The organism is Cupriavidus sp. 207A1 (assembly GCF_057798955.1).
The window spans coordinates 574,742-591,530 of sequence record NZ_JBYOJO010000002.1 but is presented as its reverse complement, the minus strand read 5'-3'; the positions used below and the strand labels follow the sequence as shown (position 1 = coordinate 591,530).

The window sequence follows — 16,789 nt, the reverse complement described above, 5'->3', positions numbered from 1 at the left end:
CCGTTCTAACCTTGAGTAAGTAATACTTGTAAAGATTAGCCCCGTGTTCGCGCGGGGTTTTTCTTTTTGATCAGTACTTTATGGGCGGTGGTGCGTTGGAAAGATCAGAAGGTGGTTTTGCGGAAGGGCATGAGATTTTCGTCAGGAAGCGAAAGTGTCAACTTCGGCGCCCAGAAGCTAAGATCTCAGGCGGGATCTTCAACCTCCAACGAGGGAAGAACGTGAGCTAGTGCTCACCACTGCTGATACTTGGATAACGACACTCTGCTGTTGTTCAGGTGCAGCTGGGGCTGTGACAGCGATCGCTTCCATTACTGCGCTTATCATTAGAGACATCGCCATCACCACAAGGGAGATTGCACAGCAATGGCACGATGCACAGCACCAGTTCGAGGGCACCACTCGGCGGCCGCGGCAGCAGCCTGTCCGGCATGTAGTTCCCGCTATGGCGGGTACCGCAGCAGCTATGGAGGCGGGTACGGCAGTGGCTATGGCTCGTCCTACGCTTCTGGTGGCGGGAGCAGCTACAGCAGCGGTGGCAGGTCCAGCGGAGGCGGCAGTTCAAGGCCGCGCTGGTCGCGTGCCGGTTCGTCCGTTTCGTACACGCCCGCTCAGGTGGCGTCCCTCACTCCGATTCGCGAGGCTGTTGAAAAAGAAGCGGCGGCGAAGCCGGACCTTCGGGATTGCTTCCTCTGCCACGCTTGGGATGACAGGCAGGGCGCGGCCAAGGAGCTGCACGATTTGCTCGAGGCGGCTGGGGTCAAGGTCTGGTTCAGCGAGAAGGATCTAGGTCTGGGCGTACCGATGATGCGAGCCATCGATAAAGGCTTGGCGGCCTCGAAAATTGGACTCGTCCTGGTGACCCCCGCATTGTTGGCACGCCTTCCGAAAGAGGGCGTCGCCGACAAAGAGCTTTCGACTCTTCTGCAGGGTAACCGTCTCGTGCCCATCGTGCATGGCACTACGTACACTGCGCTCCGCGATGTTAGCCCCATGCTTGCTTCGCGAAGCGGACTTGACACGTCCGAAGACACGATGGCGGTGGTCGCAACCAAAATTGCCGAGCTGGTCGCTATCTGGAGCTGACAGGTGAAGCTTCCGTGGGGGGAAACGCCGGCGAGAGCCGGTTTTTTGCTTCTGGGGCTGCGATCACCGCTTCGTGACATGGAAAAGTCGTAAACATTGTCTACGGTAATTGGGACGCGTCGGCCGAAGGAGCGCCAATGCATGCCCAATTTCATGTGGTGACGGTCCGGCATCCGGACGGCGAGCGCCTGCCGATCCTGCTGGACGCAGACCGGCAACCTATCGGCTGGATCAACGAGTATGCGATTCAGCGACTGCGTTCACGGCTGTCGGCCAACAGTCTGTCAAAATCACTGCAGGTCATCGGGTTGCTGTGGCAGTGGGCGGTCCAGCATGGCATTCCGCTACAGGCCAGACTGATTACCGGCGAGGGACTCTCACCGGACGAAATTGCCAGCCAACTTTACCCCTGGCTAAGACGCGACTTCAAGTCACGAGGGGCGGTACGCCGGCTGGTCGTGGCTCCGACCACCGTAGCGCAGCGTCTTCAAGTCGTCATGCAGTTCATTCGTTGGCATGTGGAAGGCGCCATGGGGCGTCTGCCGATCGGTAGCCGGGAACTGACTGATATCAGACAACGACTGGCGACGATGCAGCACACGATTGCCACGGCCGGGCCAAGGCGCGCCGCGCCAGTGCATCATGCCTCCCCGCTGTCCGAGGAGCGTGTGAACCGTCTGCTGAGCATCTGCCGTCCCGGCAACGACGAAAATCCCTGGAAGGTCCCCTATCAGGACCGCAATTACCTCATCGTCCTGGTGTTGCTGCTGTTGGGTATCAGGCGGGGCGAACTCCTCAAACTGCGCGTTGCTGACTGCGTCCTATCGGGCGCCATTCCGGAGATCAGGGTTGAGCGCTCGCCCGACGACGCTAGGGATCCTCGTCGCAATGAACCCCAGGTGAAGACGGAGTCGCGACAGTTGCCTTGCGATCGGGCGTTAGCTGGACTGTTGAACGCCTATATCTGTCGTACCCGTCGAGCCATACCGGGTTCAGACAAAAGTCCGTTCCTGTTCCTGGGCCGGAATGGGATGCCGATGAGCCTGGCGCGCGTCAACGGATTGCTCACCCAAGTTGGCGCAGCACACGCCGAATTCCGCGATTTGCATCCGCACTGCCTGCGTAGCACGTGCGCAACGAACTTCCGTGCGGAAGCGTTGCGCAACGGGCTGGACGAGGAGCGCGTCGAGAAACACATGATGTACTTCTTCGGTTGGCGCTCGTCAGAGTCTATCCGGCCGTACGTCTGGCATGCGATCCGGCGGGAGTCCTGTGAGCTCAGCCTTGAATACCAGTCCACGGTCTTTAATGCATCGACGTCGGATATCGAATGACGAACGCCGAGATCAATCGCGCAATCATGTCGTTGCTGCGAAAGAACAACCTTCCACCGTTGCCGAGCTACGTCATCGACCGAGATGGTCGTCGTATGGAGATGAGTGGAACGTACTGGAAGTTCAATGTGCCTACCAACAACGTCGCGTTTCACTGGGAGAGGCAGTCGGACGGAAGCGCCGTAGTGGGCTACGCGTTGCGTCGATGGGCATCGATGCTAATGACGCAACAAGCGAGCCGGAGCGTCATGAATGCGTTGACCAAAGTGCTAGGGGCCCTGAGAGGAAGATCATCAGGCATTGGTACGCAGGGGCTATTGCTGTTGGAGCAATGGCGAGCCTTGGCGTCGGAGGAACAGACGGAAGATCTGAAGGATGCGTTGTGCCGGCATGTCGAGGCAGCTGTTTGCGCACTACGGACCAGGAAGGCGATGGACGAGTTCTACCTTCTGCGCAGCTGGTATCGTTGGTCAGCAACAATGCTTGCGAGCCTGGGGTTCGATGAACAGTTCGCGCTTGAACTAGATGAGGTTTCCATACCCGCACGCTCGTCTCTACTTGCGGTGGAGTTGGAAGACGAGGAGCGCGGACCGCTCTGGGACACGGAGGTGGCTGTTCTGCGTGCCGCATTGGTGGGTGATCGCTCCCAAGAGCGCTCGCACGTGATGCAGCGTGCCGCGATTGCATTGAGCTTGGCATATGGTCGGAATCCATCGAACTATTGCCTCCTCAGAGAGGAGGATCTGTCAAATCAGTTGGCCGGGTTCGACGTGCCGCCACAGTGGAGACTGTCCATTCCCCGCATCAAGAAATGGGGGATCGGTGTGCGCCAGCAGTTCGTGCAAGAGCGGGTGAGCAACGATCTGCTGCCGTTGATACATGACCTGCTAGTGGCCAACGGGAGTATCGATTGTGAAGGGTATCCGCGTCCGCTGTTTATGCGCGATAGTGTGGACGAATGGCGGGTCGGTACTGGTGTCGAGGAGTATGCGTACCACATGACAGGAAAGGAATTCCTGAGACTCATACGGGGGTTCGCTACACGAATGGCAATCCAATCGCCGCGCACCGGACGGCAGCTCCGCTTGAGTTCACGCCGCTTGCGGTACACGTTTGCCACGACGATGGTGGAGCTCGGCGCATCCAAGACCATGCTCGCCACGATGTTGGACCATTCCGATACGCAACATGTGCGGGTCTACTACGCTTTGAAGGGAGCCCGTCTGACCCGCATTCTGAACCGCGCCGCTGCACTACGGCTAGGCCCCCTCATGAAGCTGTTCAAAGGGATGCCCATCGGAGTGGACTCCGAAGCGGCGAGGGACGTTTGCCAGGAAAAAAGGGTCCGCTTCGTCGGTGACGTAGACGCTGTGGAGCCGGTTGAGATCGGCGCATGTGGCCAGTCACCTCGCTGCCTGCTGGACCCACCATTCTCTTGCTACGTCTGTCCCAAGTTCCAGCCGTACCTGGAAGCCGACCATCAGGCCGTACTGGATGCGCTGCTCAAAGGGAGGGATGAGCGTCGTGGTCGGCTCGGCATGCGCCTGTCAGTCCAGATGGATGAGGTGATCTACGCAGTAGCGGAGGTTGTACAACTGGTGGCCCACCATGGTAAACGGAACGGCGGGAAGGCGTAAGACGATGGCGGCCGTCGGCCGCCTGGAAGCACCCGCAGGAGATGACTGGATCGAGAATGGAATGCAGCTGATCGGCAAGGCGAAAGCGTTGATGCCGTTCGGTGATGTCGAGTGGGATGCACCGGTCTGGGATGTCTCGGCTGCCTATGAACATCGCACGCGAGGATACAAGGCCAACGCCGGGGGACTGCGACTGCCATTCACCCAGCATAGGCGAACGGCCAAGGGTGTGGGCGAGCCGCTGCCAGAGGCCTTCGCGGATCTCGTCAAGGCTCTTGTATGCGTCCGGCATCAGAAGCGAGGCCAGTCTGTGAGCAGCCACAGCGTGTTCATCCGGGCTACACGCTACGTGTGTGAGGCAATCCGAAGGACTGGGCATCAACTCGGCGAACTGCGCAAGGATGACCTGGACCGGGCGGCGGCCATGGTTATCCAAAGAGAACTGGAGACATCCGCGTACAAGGTCCTTGGTCACATGGAAGAGTTCGCCGATATGCTGGACCGATATCGTCTCAGCCGCGTGAGGCTGGACTGGCGGTGCAGGCGAAAAGCGCGGCCCCGATCACTGACGCCGGACAGGATTGGAGACCGCTCGACAGAGGTATCGGACAGGCTGCCAAAAGAGGAAGCGATCCGGGCGCTTGGATGGCTTTACCAGAAGATCCCGCAAGCCGAACCCACGGATGATGCGGGCACCGGCGACCGCATGCTGGTTCTGATCGCCACGATCATGGCATGCACTGGCCTCAGAGTTGGCGAGATGCTGACGCTGCCGGTGAATCCGATCTCCATTGCGAAGGACGGTAGTCGGAACTTGCGCTATGCAAGGCTGAAAGGTCGAGCTGACGACGTGATGGTCGAATGGCATACGAAGCCATTGCTATCCGAGACGGTGGAATTGGTGGAGGCTGCGCTGGCGGAACTGCAGAAAGCAACGGCTGGGCCGCGGCAGGTCGCCCTGAAAGCCAGTCGCCGCGGGTCGCTGCTGTTACTACGCTCCCTTCCCGAGAGGCTCTACACGTGTGACATACAAACTGCACTTGGGTTGGAGAGTCGAAATATTGCGCAGTTCCTTAGGAGTAGGGAAATTCCATTCGAGATAGAAAACCGGGGGCTACGTGTTGATCGGGAAGCTTTGCTGTGTGGCATCGCCAAAGACCATTGGTTTGGGCCGATGATCCCGGGGCCTGCCGGTCAAGGGCTCAAGCTTCACGAAGCGTTGTGCGTGGCTTACGCGAATCAGTTCCATCGCGGGACGCGGACAACGCTTAAGTATGCCGCTCGACCCGTATCGGACCAGAACGTAACGGACTTCCTGACCGGACGGCCCGCCATTCGGTCGGCGTTCGAGCGATATGGGCTTGCGGGTGAAGACGGCCTGGTACTGCGTTTGCGATCGCATGGACTCCGGCACTTCCTTAACCATCTGCTGGACGAAGGTGGAGCGCCGGATCTCGTGCAAACGAAATGGTTTGGGCGAAAGCATGAGGCGGACACGAGAGCCTATCAACATCTGACGACTGCCCAACGCGCGGCGCAGGTGGTTAAGGAGGTTCTGGAAGACAAGTTGGCGGGAGGCATTGTTGAGGTTGCCAAAGCCCTGCCGCTTGAAGTGGCAAAGACATTCCTGACTGCACGCATCCAGGCAGTCCACGATGTAGGGCCGGGCTTATGCGTCCACGACTTCCAGATGTCCCCCTGCGAGCGCCATCTGCAATGCACGGCGAAATGCGAGGAATATCTGTGGATCAAGGGCGAAGCGGCCAGAGCGCATGAACTGAAAAGACAGGCTGCGGTGGCATACATCAGCCTGCATGCAGTGACGGCACGTGCGAGGTCGCTATCCTTGATGCACTCGGATTGGTACCGGCATCTTGAGACTCGATATGGACAGCTGACGGAGCAGCTTGCAACGATAGGCTTCCATCAAGCTGATCTGGTGCGATACGTAGAGGAGTATGGAAGTGCCGAAAAGCATCCGGGCAAGCGCAAAGATAAATGAGAGTAAGAAGGCGGGCATCATCGCCGAGCTTGAGCGCTGGCAGGGCAGGGAATTGGGTACGCGACTGACCTGGGAGCGTGTCGAAGCGTTCTCCGGATACACCCGCCAGGCGCTGAGCCGTCATCCGGAGATCGTGCACGCATACCAGGAGGCCAAGCGTGCGCTGGCCGACAGCGGCCGAAAATCCAGATCACGCACGCGTCGCGACGAGCTTGCCTATCTCGATCAAACGGTGGAGAGCCTGCGCGCAAAGATACGCTGGTATGAAAACCTTGAAGCGCTGTGGCTACAGCGCTGGCAACGCATTGCCAATCAATGCCTGCAGCGCGGACTCAGTATCGATGATCTGGATCGTCCGCTGGATCCCTTGAACCGGAAAGCCTAGGCGGAATTAGCGGTTGCGGCGACATCAGCGTTCGGTGTCGCGGCCTTGAGAAAGGTGCAGCCGTCCAACGTCGTCTGGGCAACGGCATCGACGTACTTCTCTGCTTGGGCTGCTCGCCTTCGAACCCGCTGTGCCCATTCGTTGGTGGCCTTGCGATAAAAACGCTCGGACTCCTCCTTCCAGTCGCTGCTTCGATCGGACATGACGTAGGCGAGGTAGACGCGGTCAATGGCGAGATCCTCGAAGCGGCGGTGGTGATGCACCTGGTTCCGCTCGCGAAGCTCCTGGTCAAAATCCCTCTCGAACAACTTGAGGAACTGTCCGATATCGATTCGGTGATGTGGTTCAGCCTTCTTCATCGAATTGAGGTATCTCTTGATCCGCTCCTTGAGTTCGTAGAACCGATTGAAGTACATCTCGCACATGTACGTGAGATGTTCGTGCTTGCTCACGGGCAGGCCATGAAAGGGAAACCGGCGGAAATAGTACTCACAGTCCCTTAGGGCTTGAAGGGCTTGCTCGATGCCCAGGTACTGGACAACCAGGTCGCGCTGTTGCTCGATCTCCGGAGCGAAAGCGAATTCCTCTGGATGGATGTCGTCCTTTGGCAGCGGGAAGTCGTCGTCGTAGAGAGTTCGCGCCAAGCGCCCCTTGCGCCAGTCGGACCACCCGGGGTAGGTCTCCAACTGCTTCATCCAGTGGCCGATAGCGCGTTCAACTAGTTCGCGAGGGGACGACGGGGCGATTCCTTTAGGCATGGCAGACACGGGCGACTCCGTTCGCGCGGGGGAACTGCAGCATTCTGCCATTGGAAAATGTGATTTATAGGGCTTCTGAGAACGCTACCTGAAATTGCCGAGCATTCACGCCCAAATGAGCTCGCGAGCGGCGCAAAATAGCATCACCGCAGCGCGAACCGCGCATCGATCCTCGGTCCTAGCCTGGGCCCCCACGATCCTCAATCTTTACGATGGCCGGGTCGCAGCTCTCCCAAAGCGACCATCCACGCCGGTTGGCGGTCAATGTTTACGCCGTTGCATAACAGAACCGTTCTGAGTATCGCGACACAAGCGCGACACAAGCTCGCCAGCATTGCCATCGAACCCCCGCGCTGCGGGGGTTCTGCTTTTTGGGGGCCGAATGCATGCAGGCGTGCCGCGCTCGGCCAGCTTATTCAGGCCCTTCCGCTGCGCTGGACCCGCACAAACCGCATGACCTCATGCGCACACATTCGTATGCGCGCCACCGGTCAAGCCCTATATTTTGCGTTCTTATTTTGTATGCAAAATGGAGGTGCCCGTGAGGGTGTGGAATGCAGGACGCGGCTACGCCATGCCCGTGGCAATGGCCGGCTTGGTGGCGGGCATGGCTGGCGGGGCCAGCGGTACGGTGCGCGCACAGCCGGCGCCGTCGGTTTCGGTCTATGGACTGATCGACACCATGGTGCGCTACTCGGACAACAACCGCGGGGACGAGCACCTGGCCGAACTGGGCGAGGGATACTTCAGCGGCTCGCGCTGGGGCATGCGCGGCACCGAGGCGCTGGGCGGGGGATGGGCGGCGCTGTTCACGCTGGAAAGCGGCTTTGATCTCGCCACCGGCACCTCGCTGCAGGGGACGGCGACCTCCAACTACGGACAAGTCGGCACGCAGGGCGCGGGCCGCCTGTTCGGCCGGCAGTCGTACCTGGGCGTCGAGCACCAGACGTGGGGCAAGCTGACCTTCGGCCGCCAGTTCACCACGGCCTACGATGCAACATTCCGCTTCCAGCCCTATGGCCATCCCAACCTGGATGCGGTGGCCATCCTGAATGGCTACACCGGTCCGCGGCAGGACAACATGGTCAAGTACGCGGGCAGGCTGGGCGCGTTGTCGGCGGCCGCGCACTACACCTTCGGCGAACTGCCCGGTGATGCGACGGCGGGCAGCAGCCGGGGCCTGGCGCTGGCCTGGACGACGGCGCGGATCGACGTCGGGGCGCTGCTGCAGCGCACCGATGCGCTGCCGACCGCGGAGGCGCGCACGATCTGGGGTATCGGCGGCAGCAGCCAGCTCGGCCGCGTCAAGCTGGCGCTCGGCTACCTGGACCATCGCTACCGCCTCAGCCCGACCCGCAATCATGTGCTGACCGGCGGCGCCACGCTGCAGGCGACGCCCGCGCTGGCGCTCTCGCTGGCGGCGGGCTATGACCGGCAGACCGCGGCCAGCGGCCATCGGCTGATGCTGACCGGTGTGGCCGAGTACGCGCTGTCCCGGCGCACCAGCGTCTACGCCGAAGCCGACTTCAATCGCATCAGCGGGGCCTATGCCTTGCCTGCCTTCATGGGCGTGCGCGGCAACAAGTTCGGCGGCGGTGTCGGCCTGCGCCATCGCTTGTAAGACGGAGAGCGCATCGTGGTTTCCAGAAGACAATGCATGGCACGCCTGCTGGCACTGCCCGCGCTCCCCGCGCTGGCCGCGATGCCGGCGCACGCGGAGCGCAGCGCGGCATGGCCGCGGCATCCGGTGCGGCTGGTGGTGACGTTCCCGCCCGGCGGGTCCAGCGACATCGTCGCGCGCCTGCTGGCGCCGCTGCTGCAGGAGCGGGGGGGACAGCGGTTCGGGACCGACACCCGCCGGGGAGGGGGAGCCACCATGGGCGCCGCGGCCGTCGCCGCGGCGCCGAACGATGGCTACACGCTGCTGATGTCGAACTCGGCGGCGCTGAGCATCTCGCCGTTCCTGCTCCGGCGGCCCAGCTACGACCCGGTGCACAGCTTTACCCATGTGCATTACATCGGCGCGGTGCCAATGGTGTTCGCGGTGCATCCGTCGGTGCCCGCGCGCAGCCTGGCGGAACTGGCGGCGTGGATTCGCGCGCAGCGCGATCCGGTGCCGTTCGGCAGCGGCGGCGCTGCGTCCGTGGCGCATATCGTCGGTGAACTGTTCGCGCAGCAGGCAGGGCTGAAGCTGACCCACGTGCCCTACAAGGGCGCGGGGCCCATGCGCACCGACCTGCTTGGCGGCCAGATCCCGTTCGCGGTGGACGCGTTGCCGCAGAACCTGCCGTTCCTGCAATCCGGCGACCTGCGCCTGCTGGCCGTGACCTCGGCCCGCCGGGTGCCGCAGGCGCCGCGGCTGCCCACCGTGGAGCAAGCCGGCCATCCCGGCCTGGTGGCCGAAAACTTTGTCGGCGTCTCGGCGCCGGCCCATCTTCCCGAGGACATCGTGCAACGCTTGCATCAGTCACTGCAGGGCATCCTGCAACAACCGGCCGTGCGCGGCCACCTGGAGGCCCAGGGCTTCGTGCTGGCCGAGCGCCGGCCCGACGCATTCGCCGCCTACGTGCGGCAGCAGGTGCAGTCATGGGGGCCGGTGGTTGCGGCCACCGGGGCGACGCTGTCATGAGCGCGCGCATCCAGGTGGTGCTGTTCGGGCCCGAGGGCCGCGGCAGCTTCAACGAGGCCGGACATGCCGGCGCCGTGCGCGCGCGGGATGCCGGCCATGATGTGGCCGTGGCATGGATTGCCGACCCGGACCCCGAGGCGCGCGCCGCGGCCGTGCTGGCATTGTGCGAAAGCGAACCGGACCTGGTCGTGGCCCACGGCGGCCAGGGCGACTATCCGGTCGCCGTGGCCGCCGCGCGCCATCCGCTGCGCCGCTTCGTGGTCACGCAGGGCAGCGTGCTGGGCGCCAACACCGCCAGCTACACCGTGCTGCAGGAACAGTCCGCGTTCCTTGCCGGCGTGCTGGCCGCGACCGATTCGCGCACCGGGGTGGTGGCGCACCTGTCCGGCGAGAAAGTGCGTCCCGGCCTGAAGGGCCGCGCGGCGTTCCTCCATGGCGTGCGCAGCGCCATGCCAGGCGCGACGGCGCTGACCACCTTCTGCGGCAACCAGCATGACCCCGAACTCGCCGGCCGCGCCGTCACCGCGCAGGCCCGGGCGGGTGCCGATATCGTCTTTGCGATGATCGACGGCGGCCGCGACGGCGCCATCGCCGCCTGCCGTGCCTGCGGCATCCGCCAGATCGGCAACGTGCTGGACTGGACGCGCCGGCATCCTGAGGTGTTCCTGGCCTCGGCCGTGGCCGATAGCGGCTTGTGCGTCGAGCACGCGATCGCGGATTTTGCGCGCGACCGGGTCGCATGGGGGACGGCGCGCGCGTTCGGACTCGAGACGCCGGCCGCGGTGCGGCTGGCGCTGGGCCGCGATGTCAGCCAGGCCGCGCGCGTGGCGCTCGACCACTGGAGCCAGCGGCTGCTCGATGGCGGCGTGGCGGCGGACGAAGACTATGCCGGCCCCGAGTTCGAGACCGGCGGCATACCTGCGGTCGCGTAGTCATCGCATTGACGGGAGGCCACCACCTGCAGCCTTCACGCCAGCGCCGGCAAACCGGCCTCCCGTTCCCACTCGACGCAGTTCCGCCCGTTGTTCTTGGCCGCGTACAGCACGTTGTCCGCGCGCATCAGCAGCGCTTCCAGGTCTTCGCCCGGCCGCAGCGTGGCCACGCCGAAGCTGGCAGTCACGTTGCGCATGCCGGGCAGGGCCTCCATGCTGGTCTGCTCCAGCGTCTCCCGCAGCCGCTCGGCCAGCTGCAGCGCCGCTTGGTGCGAGGTGTCGGGCAACAGCACGACGAATTCCTCGCCGCCCAGGCGCGCGGCGATATCGCGGCGGCGGATGCCCGCGCCGATGATGCGGCCGACCTGCGCCAGCACCGCATCGCCGGCGCCGTGGCCGTAGTTGTCGTTGATGAACTTGAAGAAGTCCAGGTCGCACAGCAGCACGCTCAGCGCCTCGCCCGGGCGCGGCGGGATCTGGCGCGCGGCCAGGGTCTCGAGGCTGCGGCGCGTGTGCAGCTGGGTCAGCGGATCGGTATCGCGTTCATGGCGCAGGTCGTCGATCACGTCCTGCGCGGTCGCGGCCAGCAGCGCCAGCCCGAGCGCCAGCAGCAGCAACGCCAGCGTGGCCTGCAGCCATAGCCAGTAGGCGGTGGGCGCCAGCACGGCGGCATCGTGCGCGGCGGCCGGCGCCAGCGCCAGCAGCGTGCGCGGCAGGAACTGGAGCGCGAACACCAGGTACATCCAGAACAGCACCCGGTCCACGGTGCGGCCGGTGCGCAGCCGTGCCAGCGGCGCGACCCCGGGCAGCAGGATCACCGCGACGCCGACATTGAGGATGTAGATGCGCGCGACCAGGCTCGGGTACACCAGGTCGAACCACGCCACCATGCCGAACAGCGCGAGCGGCAGCGCCACCGCCGCGCAGCGATCGGGGCGTGCGCCGATGCGGGCCAGCATGCCGCGCAGCAGCAGCACGGCGCTGCCCAGGTAGAGCGCGCTGGCGACGGTGGCGGTCCCGCCGCCCGCGCGCGGCGGCCACAGGATCTGCAGGCCGATGGCCGCGGCGGCCAGCAGATAGCAGGCGCCCACCTGCAGCAGGTGGGGCCGCGTGCGCTCGTGGTGCCATGCAAACAGGAAGCAGAGGGCGAGCAGCAAGGCAATGGCGGGATTGACCAGTGCCAGGAATAGACCGGCATCGTGCAACACGGAGCGTCCCCTGTCTTGGTGAGTTCTCTGGCAGGGAATGAAGCCCGCGTGCGCAGCGCGTCAAAGCGCGCAAGCCAGGGAACATGGATAGCGGCATGCGCCCGCGCGGGCGCGGTGTGGCGCCGTCGGCGGGGCCCGCAGTGCGGCCCGCGGCAATGAACTGGGCGGCAACTGCTGGTAACAAATTGTTTCTGTGCGAGCATTCTAGACACGGGTGGCGCCTGAGGCGCCCCCCCGAATGGGGGCCTGACCGGCAAACAATTGTGAACACGCGCGCCCGTGCCTGCCCGTGGCGTCACGGCCGCTGGATGCCCGCTTGGCGGCATTTGTGACTAATCTGTAGATGCTGTCGGATCCTCCGGCAGTTCGGTTTTCCCGTACGCAAGGAGATCACGATGAAGACCAAGAAAGCGATGCCAGTGTTGTTGCTGGCGGCAAGCGTGCTGGCGGCGCCGTTCGCGATGGCGCAGGGCGGTGCCAGGTCCAGGCCGATGACCGAACCCATGGCCGCGTCCGCGCCGGCGGCGCAAAGCTCGCCCTATATGCAGGTGCAGCAGTGGAAGAAGGGCGACCGGTTGCCCACCGAGTTCCGGGACCGCCAGTATGTGATCGACGACTACAAGCAGTACAACCTGCCCGCGCCGCGCAAGGGTACGCGCTGGGTCGGGATCGGCGCCGAGTATTACCTGGTGGCGCCCAACGGCGTGATCCAGCAGGTCGGGTCAGGCTCCTGAGGCCAGAAAATTGAAAAACCGCCACGCCTGACGCGTGGCGGTTTTTTTTGTGGCCACTTCGGCTGTCAGATGCCCAGGATCTTTTTCGCCTCGAGCAGCGACTTCATCGATTCATCGTGCTTGCCGGCCTTGTGATAGGCCTCGCCGTCGGCGCGCAGCTTGGAGACCTTGGCGGCGTCCTCGGTCGAGAGCTTCGGGTTGGTCGACAGCTTGGCGTCGATGGCCTTCATCTCGTTGGGACAGTTATGGGCGAATGCCATGCCGGTGGCGCCGCACAGCACGATTGCCGTGACCATGGGAAGGAACTTGCGCACGCTAGCCTCCACGCAGAACGGTTGGAGTATTCAGCATAGTGCATGGCACTGCCATTGGCGGCAGTCTGGCCGGCGCCGCGGAACATACCCTCTCGAAGGGGTAAATCGCGCGCTTTTGTTTCTCATTTGAACGCTGCCGCGACGGCCTGTTACCGGCCAGGCCATGCGCAATTCATCCGATATTCAACCATTTGGGCGAAGCCGGCGCCGGGGCCCGGCAGGGCCATTCCGAGGGTCTCGTCCCGCATTTTTACGGGCCTTCTTGCCGGCTGACTCAAGTGCCGGGCATGGCAAAGGCCACGGCATTTTTTGTGTATCGGCTGGCGCTTCAGGGTTGAAACAGCCCATGCCAATGCACGATTTATCGCAGTCGCCTCCCTTTCTAGATTGGAGCTACCCGGCATCGCACCGGGGCTTCAATCCATGAATACGGGGGGCTTCCACCATGCAACAGATCGACCTGAAACGCGCGGCGCTTCCGCTCGCCTGCCTTGCCATCCTGCTCGCCGGTTGCGGCGGCGGCGGTGGCGATTCCACCAGCGCCGGGGCCGGCCCGGCCGCCAGCGTGCCAGGTCCCGCCGGCGCCGACGGCAAGACCATGCTGTCCGGCACCAATGCGCCCACCGCGGACATGGGCAGCGATGGCGATTTCTACCTCAATGTCTCGAGCTCGACGCTGTACGGCCCGAAGGCCGGCGGCGAGTGGCCCGCCGGCGTGTCGCTGATCGGCCCGCAAGGCGTGGCCGGGGCGCCAGGCGCCACGCTGCTGCATGGCGCGGCCGATCCGACCGCGGCGGACGGCGCGGTGGGCAGCTTCTACCTGAATACCACCACCAGCACGCTGTTCGGGCCGAAGACCGCGGACGGGTGGCCGGCGGGGATCTCGGTGGTCGGCCTGACCGGCCCGGTCGGACCCGCGGGCCCTGCAGGTGCCGACGGTGCGCCCGGTCCGGCCGGAGAGAAAGGCGAGCAAGGCGAGCAAGGCGAGAAGGGAGACAAGGGCGACCCCGGCGAGCCCGGCACGGGCGCCACCGTCTACACCGCCAACTTCGCCGTCACGGCGCCGCCGGGCGGCGTCGGCACCTATGTCATGACCGGTACCGGGCTGACGCTGCAGAGCAGCGACCCGTACTTCGGCGCGGTGATGCCGGTGGCCTGCGAGGGCGGCTTTACCCTGACCGCGATCCTGGCGGGCCAGGTACCCGCCAAGGCGGCGTACACCGTCACGGCGCACCGTGTCGCCAGTGGCACGGCGCTGGACCACGTCGACGTGCTGCCCATCACCGACGCGTCGCAATGCGTGCTCGACAACAGCGAGCGCACCTGCTCGACACCGGCGACCACACCGGTGGCCGCCAACGACGTGGTCCAGGTCCAGGTCAGCGGCAACAACAGCTTCAACTGGGGCGGCGGGCTGTACGTGAACCTGTCGTGCAAGTCCGGTAACTGAACCACGGCGCCGCGTCGCGCCCTGCAAAACAGCGGCCGCCAGGCCGTCTCCTGACCCTCTGCCAGGGCCGCCGGCGCGCCACGCGCGCGGGCCACGTAGCGCGTCCTGGTTTTCCCCCACGCCTTCCGGTGTTATTTTTGGAAGGCGTCATTTTTTTGCCCGTCCCGATCCGTACCATCCCGATTGCACTGACGTCATACGGGAGCGCCCCCGCGCATGGAAACCTCCGCCGAACATTATTCGCTGGCCCTGCTGTGCGCCGCCGTGCTGACCGTGACGGTGGTCGGCATCCATTACGAGGCGCTGCGCCTGTTGTCGGCGATGCATCCGCGGCGCTGGAGCGGGCGCATGAATATCGGCGTGCTGATCGTCTGCATCATCCTGGTCCATTGCCTCGAGGCGCTGGTGTTCGCCGCTGGCTTCTGGTTTGCCGACCGCGTGCTGGGGCTGGGCGGGCTGGCCGGCGTGGCGGTGCCCGGGGTCGAGGCCGCACGCGCGCAGCCGGACGCGCTGCTCTACGCCTACTTCGCGCTGGAAACCTTCACCACCCAGAGCCTGGGCGATATCGTGCCGGTGGGCGCCAGCCGCCTGATCGCCAGTATCGAGCCGCTGGTCGGGCTGATCCTGATCGGCTGGTCCACCTCGTTCACCTACGTCATGATGCGCCGCGACTGGGAACTGGAGCGCGAGGAGGGCGGCGAGGGCGGCCAGCATCGCCGCGGCTAGTACCTGGCGGCATCGTTCCGCCCATGGCGCTGGGACAGATGCGGCGCCAGCGCCAGGACTGGCGTGAGGCGGCGCAGCGCGCCGAAGCCGGCGAGGGCCCGCAGGCTGGCAATGTCGCAAGTGCCGCAAATGCCGGTAGTGCCAGGCCGCGCGGGAACGATTAAGCTCGCGGTATTTGCCAGATACCGTCGAGCCAGAGGAGACATCGCATCATGCCAGCACGCCAGCGAATCCTGAACCGCATTGCCGCCCTTGTCGCCCTTGGGTCCCTGGCGGTGGCATGCGGCGCGCATGCGCAGAGGCAGGACCAGGGCGGTGCCGCCGCCGCCATCAATGAAGCCGTGCAGCAAGGCACCACCCCCTACCGTCCCGACCCGTCGGCGACACCGGCCAGCATCCAGTCGGACGAGTGCCGCGCGCTGGCCGAGCAGATTGCGCAGGCGCCCAAGCGCGAGTACCGCGCCACCGAGCCGGCCATCGAAACCGCCCAGGGCCGCATGGTGCCGGAGCTGGAACGGGACCGGCCGAAGAAATCGCTGCAGCAGGCGTACCGGGAGAAGTGCACGCAGTAAGCGCCCGGCCGCGCTTTCGAACGGGCCGCGGGCTCAGCCATGCCCGGGCGTCACATACGCCCCGGTGCGATGCAGTTCGCCCTCGGCCTGCTCCAGCGCGCGGATGGCGCCCTTGCCCTTGCGCGCCAGCAGTTGTTCGACCAGCGCCTCGACCACGGCCACGCCGGCCGTGATCGACGGAAAGAACGACGGGCTTTCGACCGAGAACAGCAGCGTGCAGTCCGCGGCCAGCGCGATCGGCGCGACCGTGCTGTCGGTCAGCGCGATCACCTTGCAGCCGCACTCGCGCGCGGCCTCGGCCACGCGGATGCTCTCCTGCGAATAGGGGGCGAAGCTGACCACCACCACCGCATCCTTGGGCGCCAGCCCGCGCAGCTCCATCTCCAGCGTGCCGGCATCGGCGCGGATCAGGTGCACGGTGCTGCGGAACAGCCGGTAGACATAGTGGAAGGTGAACGCGATCGGGAAGCATGAGCGGAAGCCAGCCACATGCACGCAGGCCGCGTGCGACAGCAGCTCGGCGGCTTGCGGCAGCGTCTTCTCGTTGCTGGTGGCGATCCGGTCCAGGTTGTGGTGCTGTGCCTCGAGCATCTCGCCCAGCATGCGGCTGGCACTGCTTTCGCGGACCACCTTGCGCGCGCGCCGCGCATACGGCTGGGTGCCGCCGCGCAGTGCATCGACAAACAGCTCGCGCATGGCCTGCCAGCCCTCGAAGCCGAGATGCTGCGACAGCCGCACCAGGGTGGCGGGCTGCACTCCGGCGCTGGCCGCGATCTTGCGCATCGACAGCACCGGCACGTCCTGCGGATGGTCGAGCAGGTAGCGGGCACCGCCCTGGAATTGCGTGCTGAGGTTGGGAAAGCCGCGGCGCAGCAAGTCCAGCAATGCCTCCAGGTCGTGGGGCGGCGCTGGTGGCGATGTGGGCATTGGTGTCCCGGGCCGGGAAGAGGCGGGGGGATCGGACGACATGGGTGCTCCGGCTTCAAGGATGTAACGATTGTTGCACAGGTGCGGCCGCCTGC

General features: G+C 64.6%; 16 protein-coding genes. 12 read left to right on the top strand and 4 right to left on the bottom strand.

The features are described 5' to 3' along the window. The first annotated feature begins 615 nt into the window (after positions 1 to 615). From AC3FMM_RS05490 to AC3FMM_RS05470, 5 genes are all read left to right on the top strand, one after another. Positions 616 to 1,086, top strand: a complete 471-nt coding sequence (locus tag AC3FMM_RS05490) for a toll/interleukin-1 receptor domain-containing protein (protein ID WP_367394840.1) — start codon at positions 616 to 618, stop codon at positions 1,084 to 1,086. 137 nt (positions 1,087 to 1,223) lie between these two features. Then, complete coding sequence (locus AC3FMM_RS05485; protein WP_488686216.1) at positions 1,224 to 2,420, top strand: tyrosine-type recombinase/integrase; 1,197 nt, start codon at positions 1,224 to 1,226, stop codon at positions 2,418 to 2,420. Further along, positions 2,417 to 4,057: a hypothetical protein gene (locus AC3FMM_RS05480; RefSeq protein ID WP_488686215.1), complete on the top strand. Its 1,641-nt coding sequence runs from the start codon at positions 2,417 to 2,419 to the stop codon at positions 4,055 to 4,057. Before AC3FMM_RS05485 ends, AC3FMM_RS05480 begins: the two co-directional genes overlap by 4 nt. 4 nt (positions 4,058 to 4,061) lie before the next feature. Beyond that, positions 4,062 to 6,059, top strand: a complete 1,998-nt coding sequence (locus AC3FMM_RS05475; RefSeq protein ID WP_488686214.1) for an integrase — start codon at positions 4,062 to 4,064, stop codon at positions 6,057 to 6,059. Next, positions 6,016 to 6,444: a hypothetical protein gene (locus AC3FMM_RS05470; protein ID WP_488686213.1), complete on the top strand. Its 429-nt coding sequence runs from the start codon at positions 6,016 to 6,018 to the stop codon at positions 6,442 to 6,444. The genes AC3FMM_RS05475 and AC3FMM_RS05470 overlap by 44 nt, the downstream gene beginning before the upstream one ends. On the opposite strand, the gene AC3FMM_RS05465 is transcribed toward AC3FMM_RS05470, so the two are convergent. After that, the gene (locus AC3FMM_RS05465) at positions 6,441 to 7,139 is read right to left on the bottom strand and encodes a hypothetical protein (RefSeq protein ID WP_488686212.1); all 699 of its coding nucleotides are present in this window, start codon (positions 7,137 to 7,139) and stop codon (positions 6,441 to 6,443) included. The two genes, AC3FMM_RS05470 and AC3FMM_RS05465, sit on opposite strands and share 4 nt — an antisense overlap. 637 nt (positions 7,140 to 7,776) lie before the next feature. On the opposite strand from AC3FMM_RS05465, the gene AC3FMM_RS05460 reads away from it, so the two are divergent. From AC3FMM_RS05460 to AC3FMM_RS05450, 3 genes are read left to right on the top strand one after another with little or no spacing between them, the layout of a single operon-like run. Next, positions 7,777 to 8,823, top strand: a complete 1,047-nt coding sequence (locus AC3FMM_RS05460; protein ID WP_198035960.1) for a porin — start codon at positions 7,777 to 7,779, stop codon at positions 8,821 to 8,823. A gap of 36 nt (positions 8,824 to 8,859) precedes the next feature. Beyond that, positions 8,860 to 9,831 (top strand): Bug family tripartite tricarboxylate transporter substrate binding protein, encoded by a 972-nt coding sequence (locus tag AC3FMM_RS05455; RefSeq protein ID WP_488686211.1) that lies wholly within the window; start codon positions 8,860 to 8,862, stop codon positions 9,829 to 9,831. Further along, positions 9,828 to 10,763: a BMP family ABC transporter substrate-binding protein gene (locus tag AC3FMM_RS05450; protein WP_488686210.1), complete on the top strand. Its 936-nt coding sequence runs from the start codon at positions 9,828 to 9,830 to the stop codon at positions 10,761 to 10,763. Before AC3FMM_RS05455 ends, AC3FMM_RS05450 begins: the two co-directional genes overlap by 4 nt. 35 nt (positions 10,764 to 10,798) lie before the next feature. Here the strand turns inward: AC3FMM_RS05450 and AC3FMM_RS05445 are convergent, their stop codons facing one another. Further along, on the bottom strand, positions 10,799 to 11,971 hold the full coding sequence (locus AC3FMM_RS05445) for a GGDEF domain-containing protein (RefSeq protein ID WP_488686209.1): 1,173 nt from the start codon (positions 11,969 to 11,971) through the stop codon (positions 10,799 to 10,801). A gap of 395 nt (positions 11,972 to 12,366) precedes the next feature. Between AC3FMM_RS05445 and AC3FMM_RS05440 the strand changes: the two genes are divergently transcribed. Next, positions 12,367 to 12,705, top strand: a complete 339-nt coding sequence (locus tag AC3FMM_RS05440) for an RcnB family protein (RefSeq protein WP_115708081.1) — start codon at positions 12,367 to 12,369, stop codon at positions 12,703 to 12,705. Positions 12,706 to 12,770: 65 nt separating this feature from the next. Here the strand turns inward: AC3FMM_RS05440 and AC3FMM_RS05435 are convergent, their stop codons facing one another. Further along, positions 12,771 to 13,001: a hypothetical protein gene (locus tag AC3FMM_RS05435; RefSeq protein ID WP_231942155.1), complete on the bottom strand. Its 231-nt coding sequence runs from the start codon at positions 12,999 to 13,001 to the stop codon at positions 12,771 to 12,773. 463 nt (positions 13,002 to 13,464) lie between these two features. On the opposite strand from AC3FMM_RS05435, the gene AC3FMM_RS05430 reads away from it, so the two are divergent. From AC3FMM_RS05430 to AC3FMM_RS05420, 3 genes are all read left to right on the top strand, one after another. Beyond that, the gene (locus AC3FMM_RS05430) at positions 13,465 to 14,469 is read left to right on the top strand and encodes a collagen-like domain-containing protein (protein ID WP_326347012.1); all 1,005 of its coding nucleotides are present in this window, start codon (positions 13,465 to 13,467) and stop codon (positions 14,467 to 14,469) included. A gap of 216 nt (positions 14,470 to 14,685) precedes the next feature. Further along, positions 14,686 to 15,195, top strand: coding sequence for an ion channel (locus AC3FMM_RS05425; protein WP_115708085.1), 510 nt, complete (start codon positions 14,686 to 14,688; stop codon positions 15,193 to 15,195). 212 nt (positions 15,196 to 15,407) lie between these two features. Beyond that, positions 15,408 to 15,767 carry a hypothetical protein gene (locus AC3FMM_RS05420; RefSeq protein WP_326347011.1) on the top strand — a complete coding sequence of 120 codons (360 nt, stop codon included), beginning with the start codon at positions 15,408 to 15,410 and terminating at the stop codon, positions 15,765 to 15,767. 33 nt (positions 15,768 to 15,800) lie between these two features. Here AC3FMM_RS05420 and AC3FMM_RS05415 read toward each other — a convergent pair whose 3' ends face one another. Further along, positions 15,801 to 16,694, bottom strand: coding sequence for a MurR/RpiR family transcriptional regulator (locus tag AC3FMM_RS05415; RefSeq protein WP_115708086.1), 894 nt, complete (start codon positions 16,692 to 16,694; stop codon positions 15,801 to 15,803). Positions 16,695 to 16,789 lie beyond the last annotated feature (95 nt).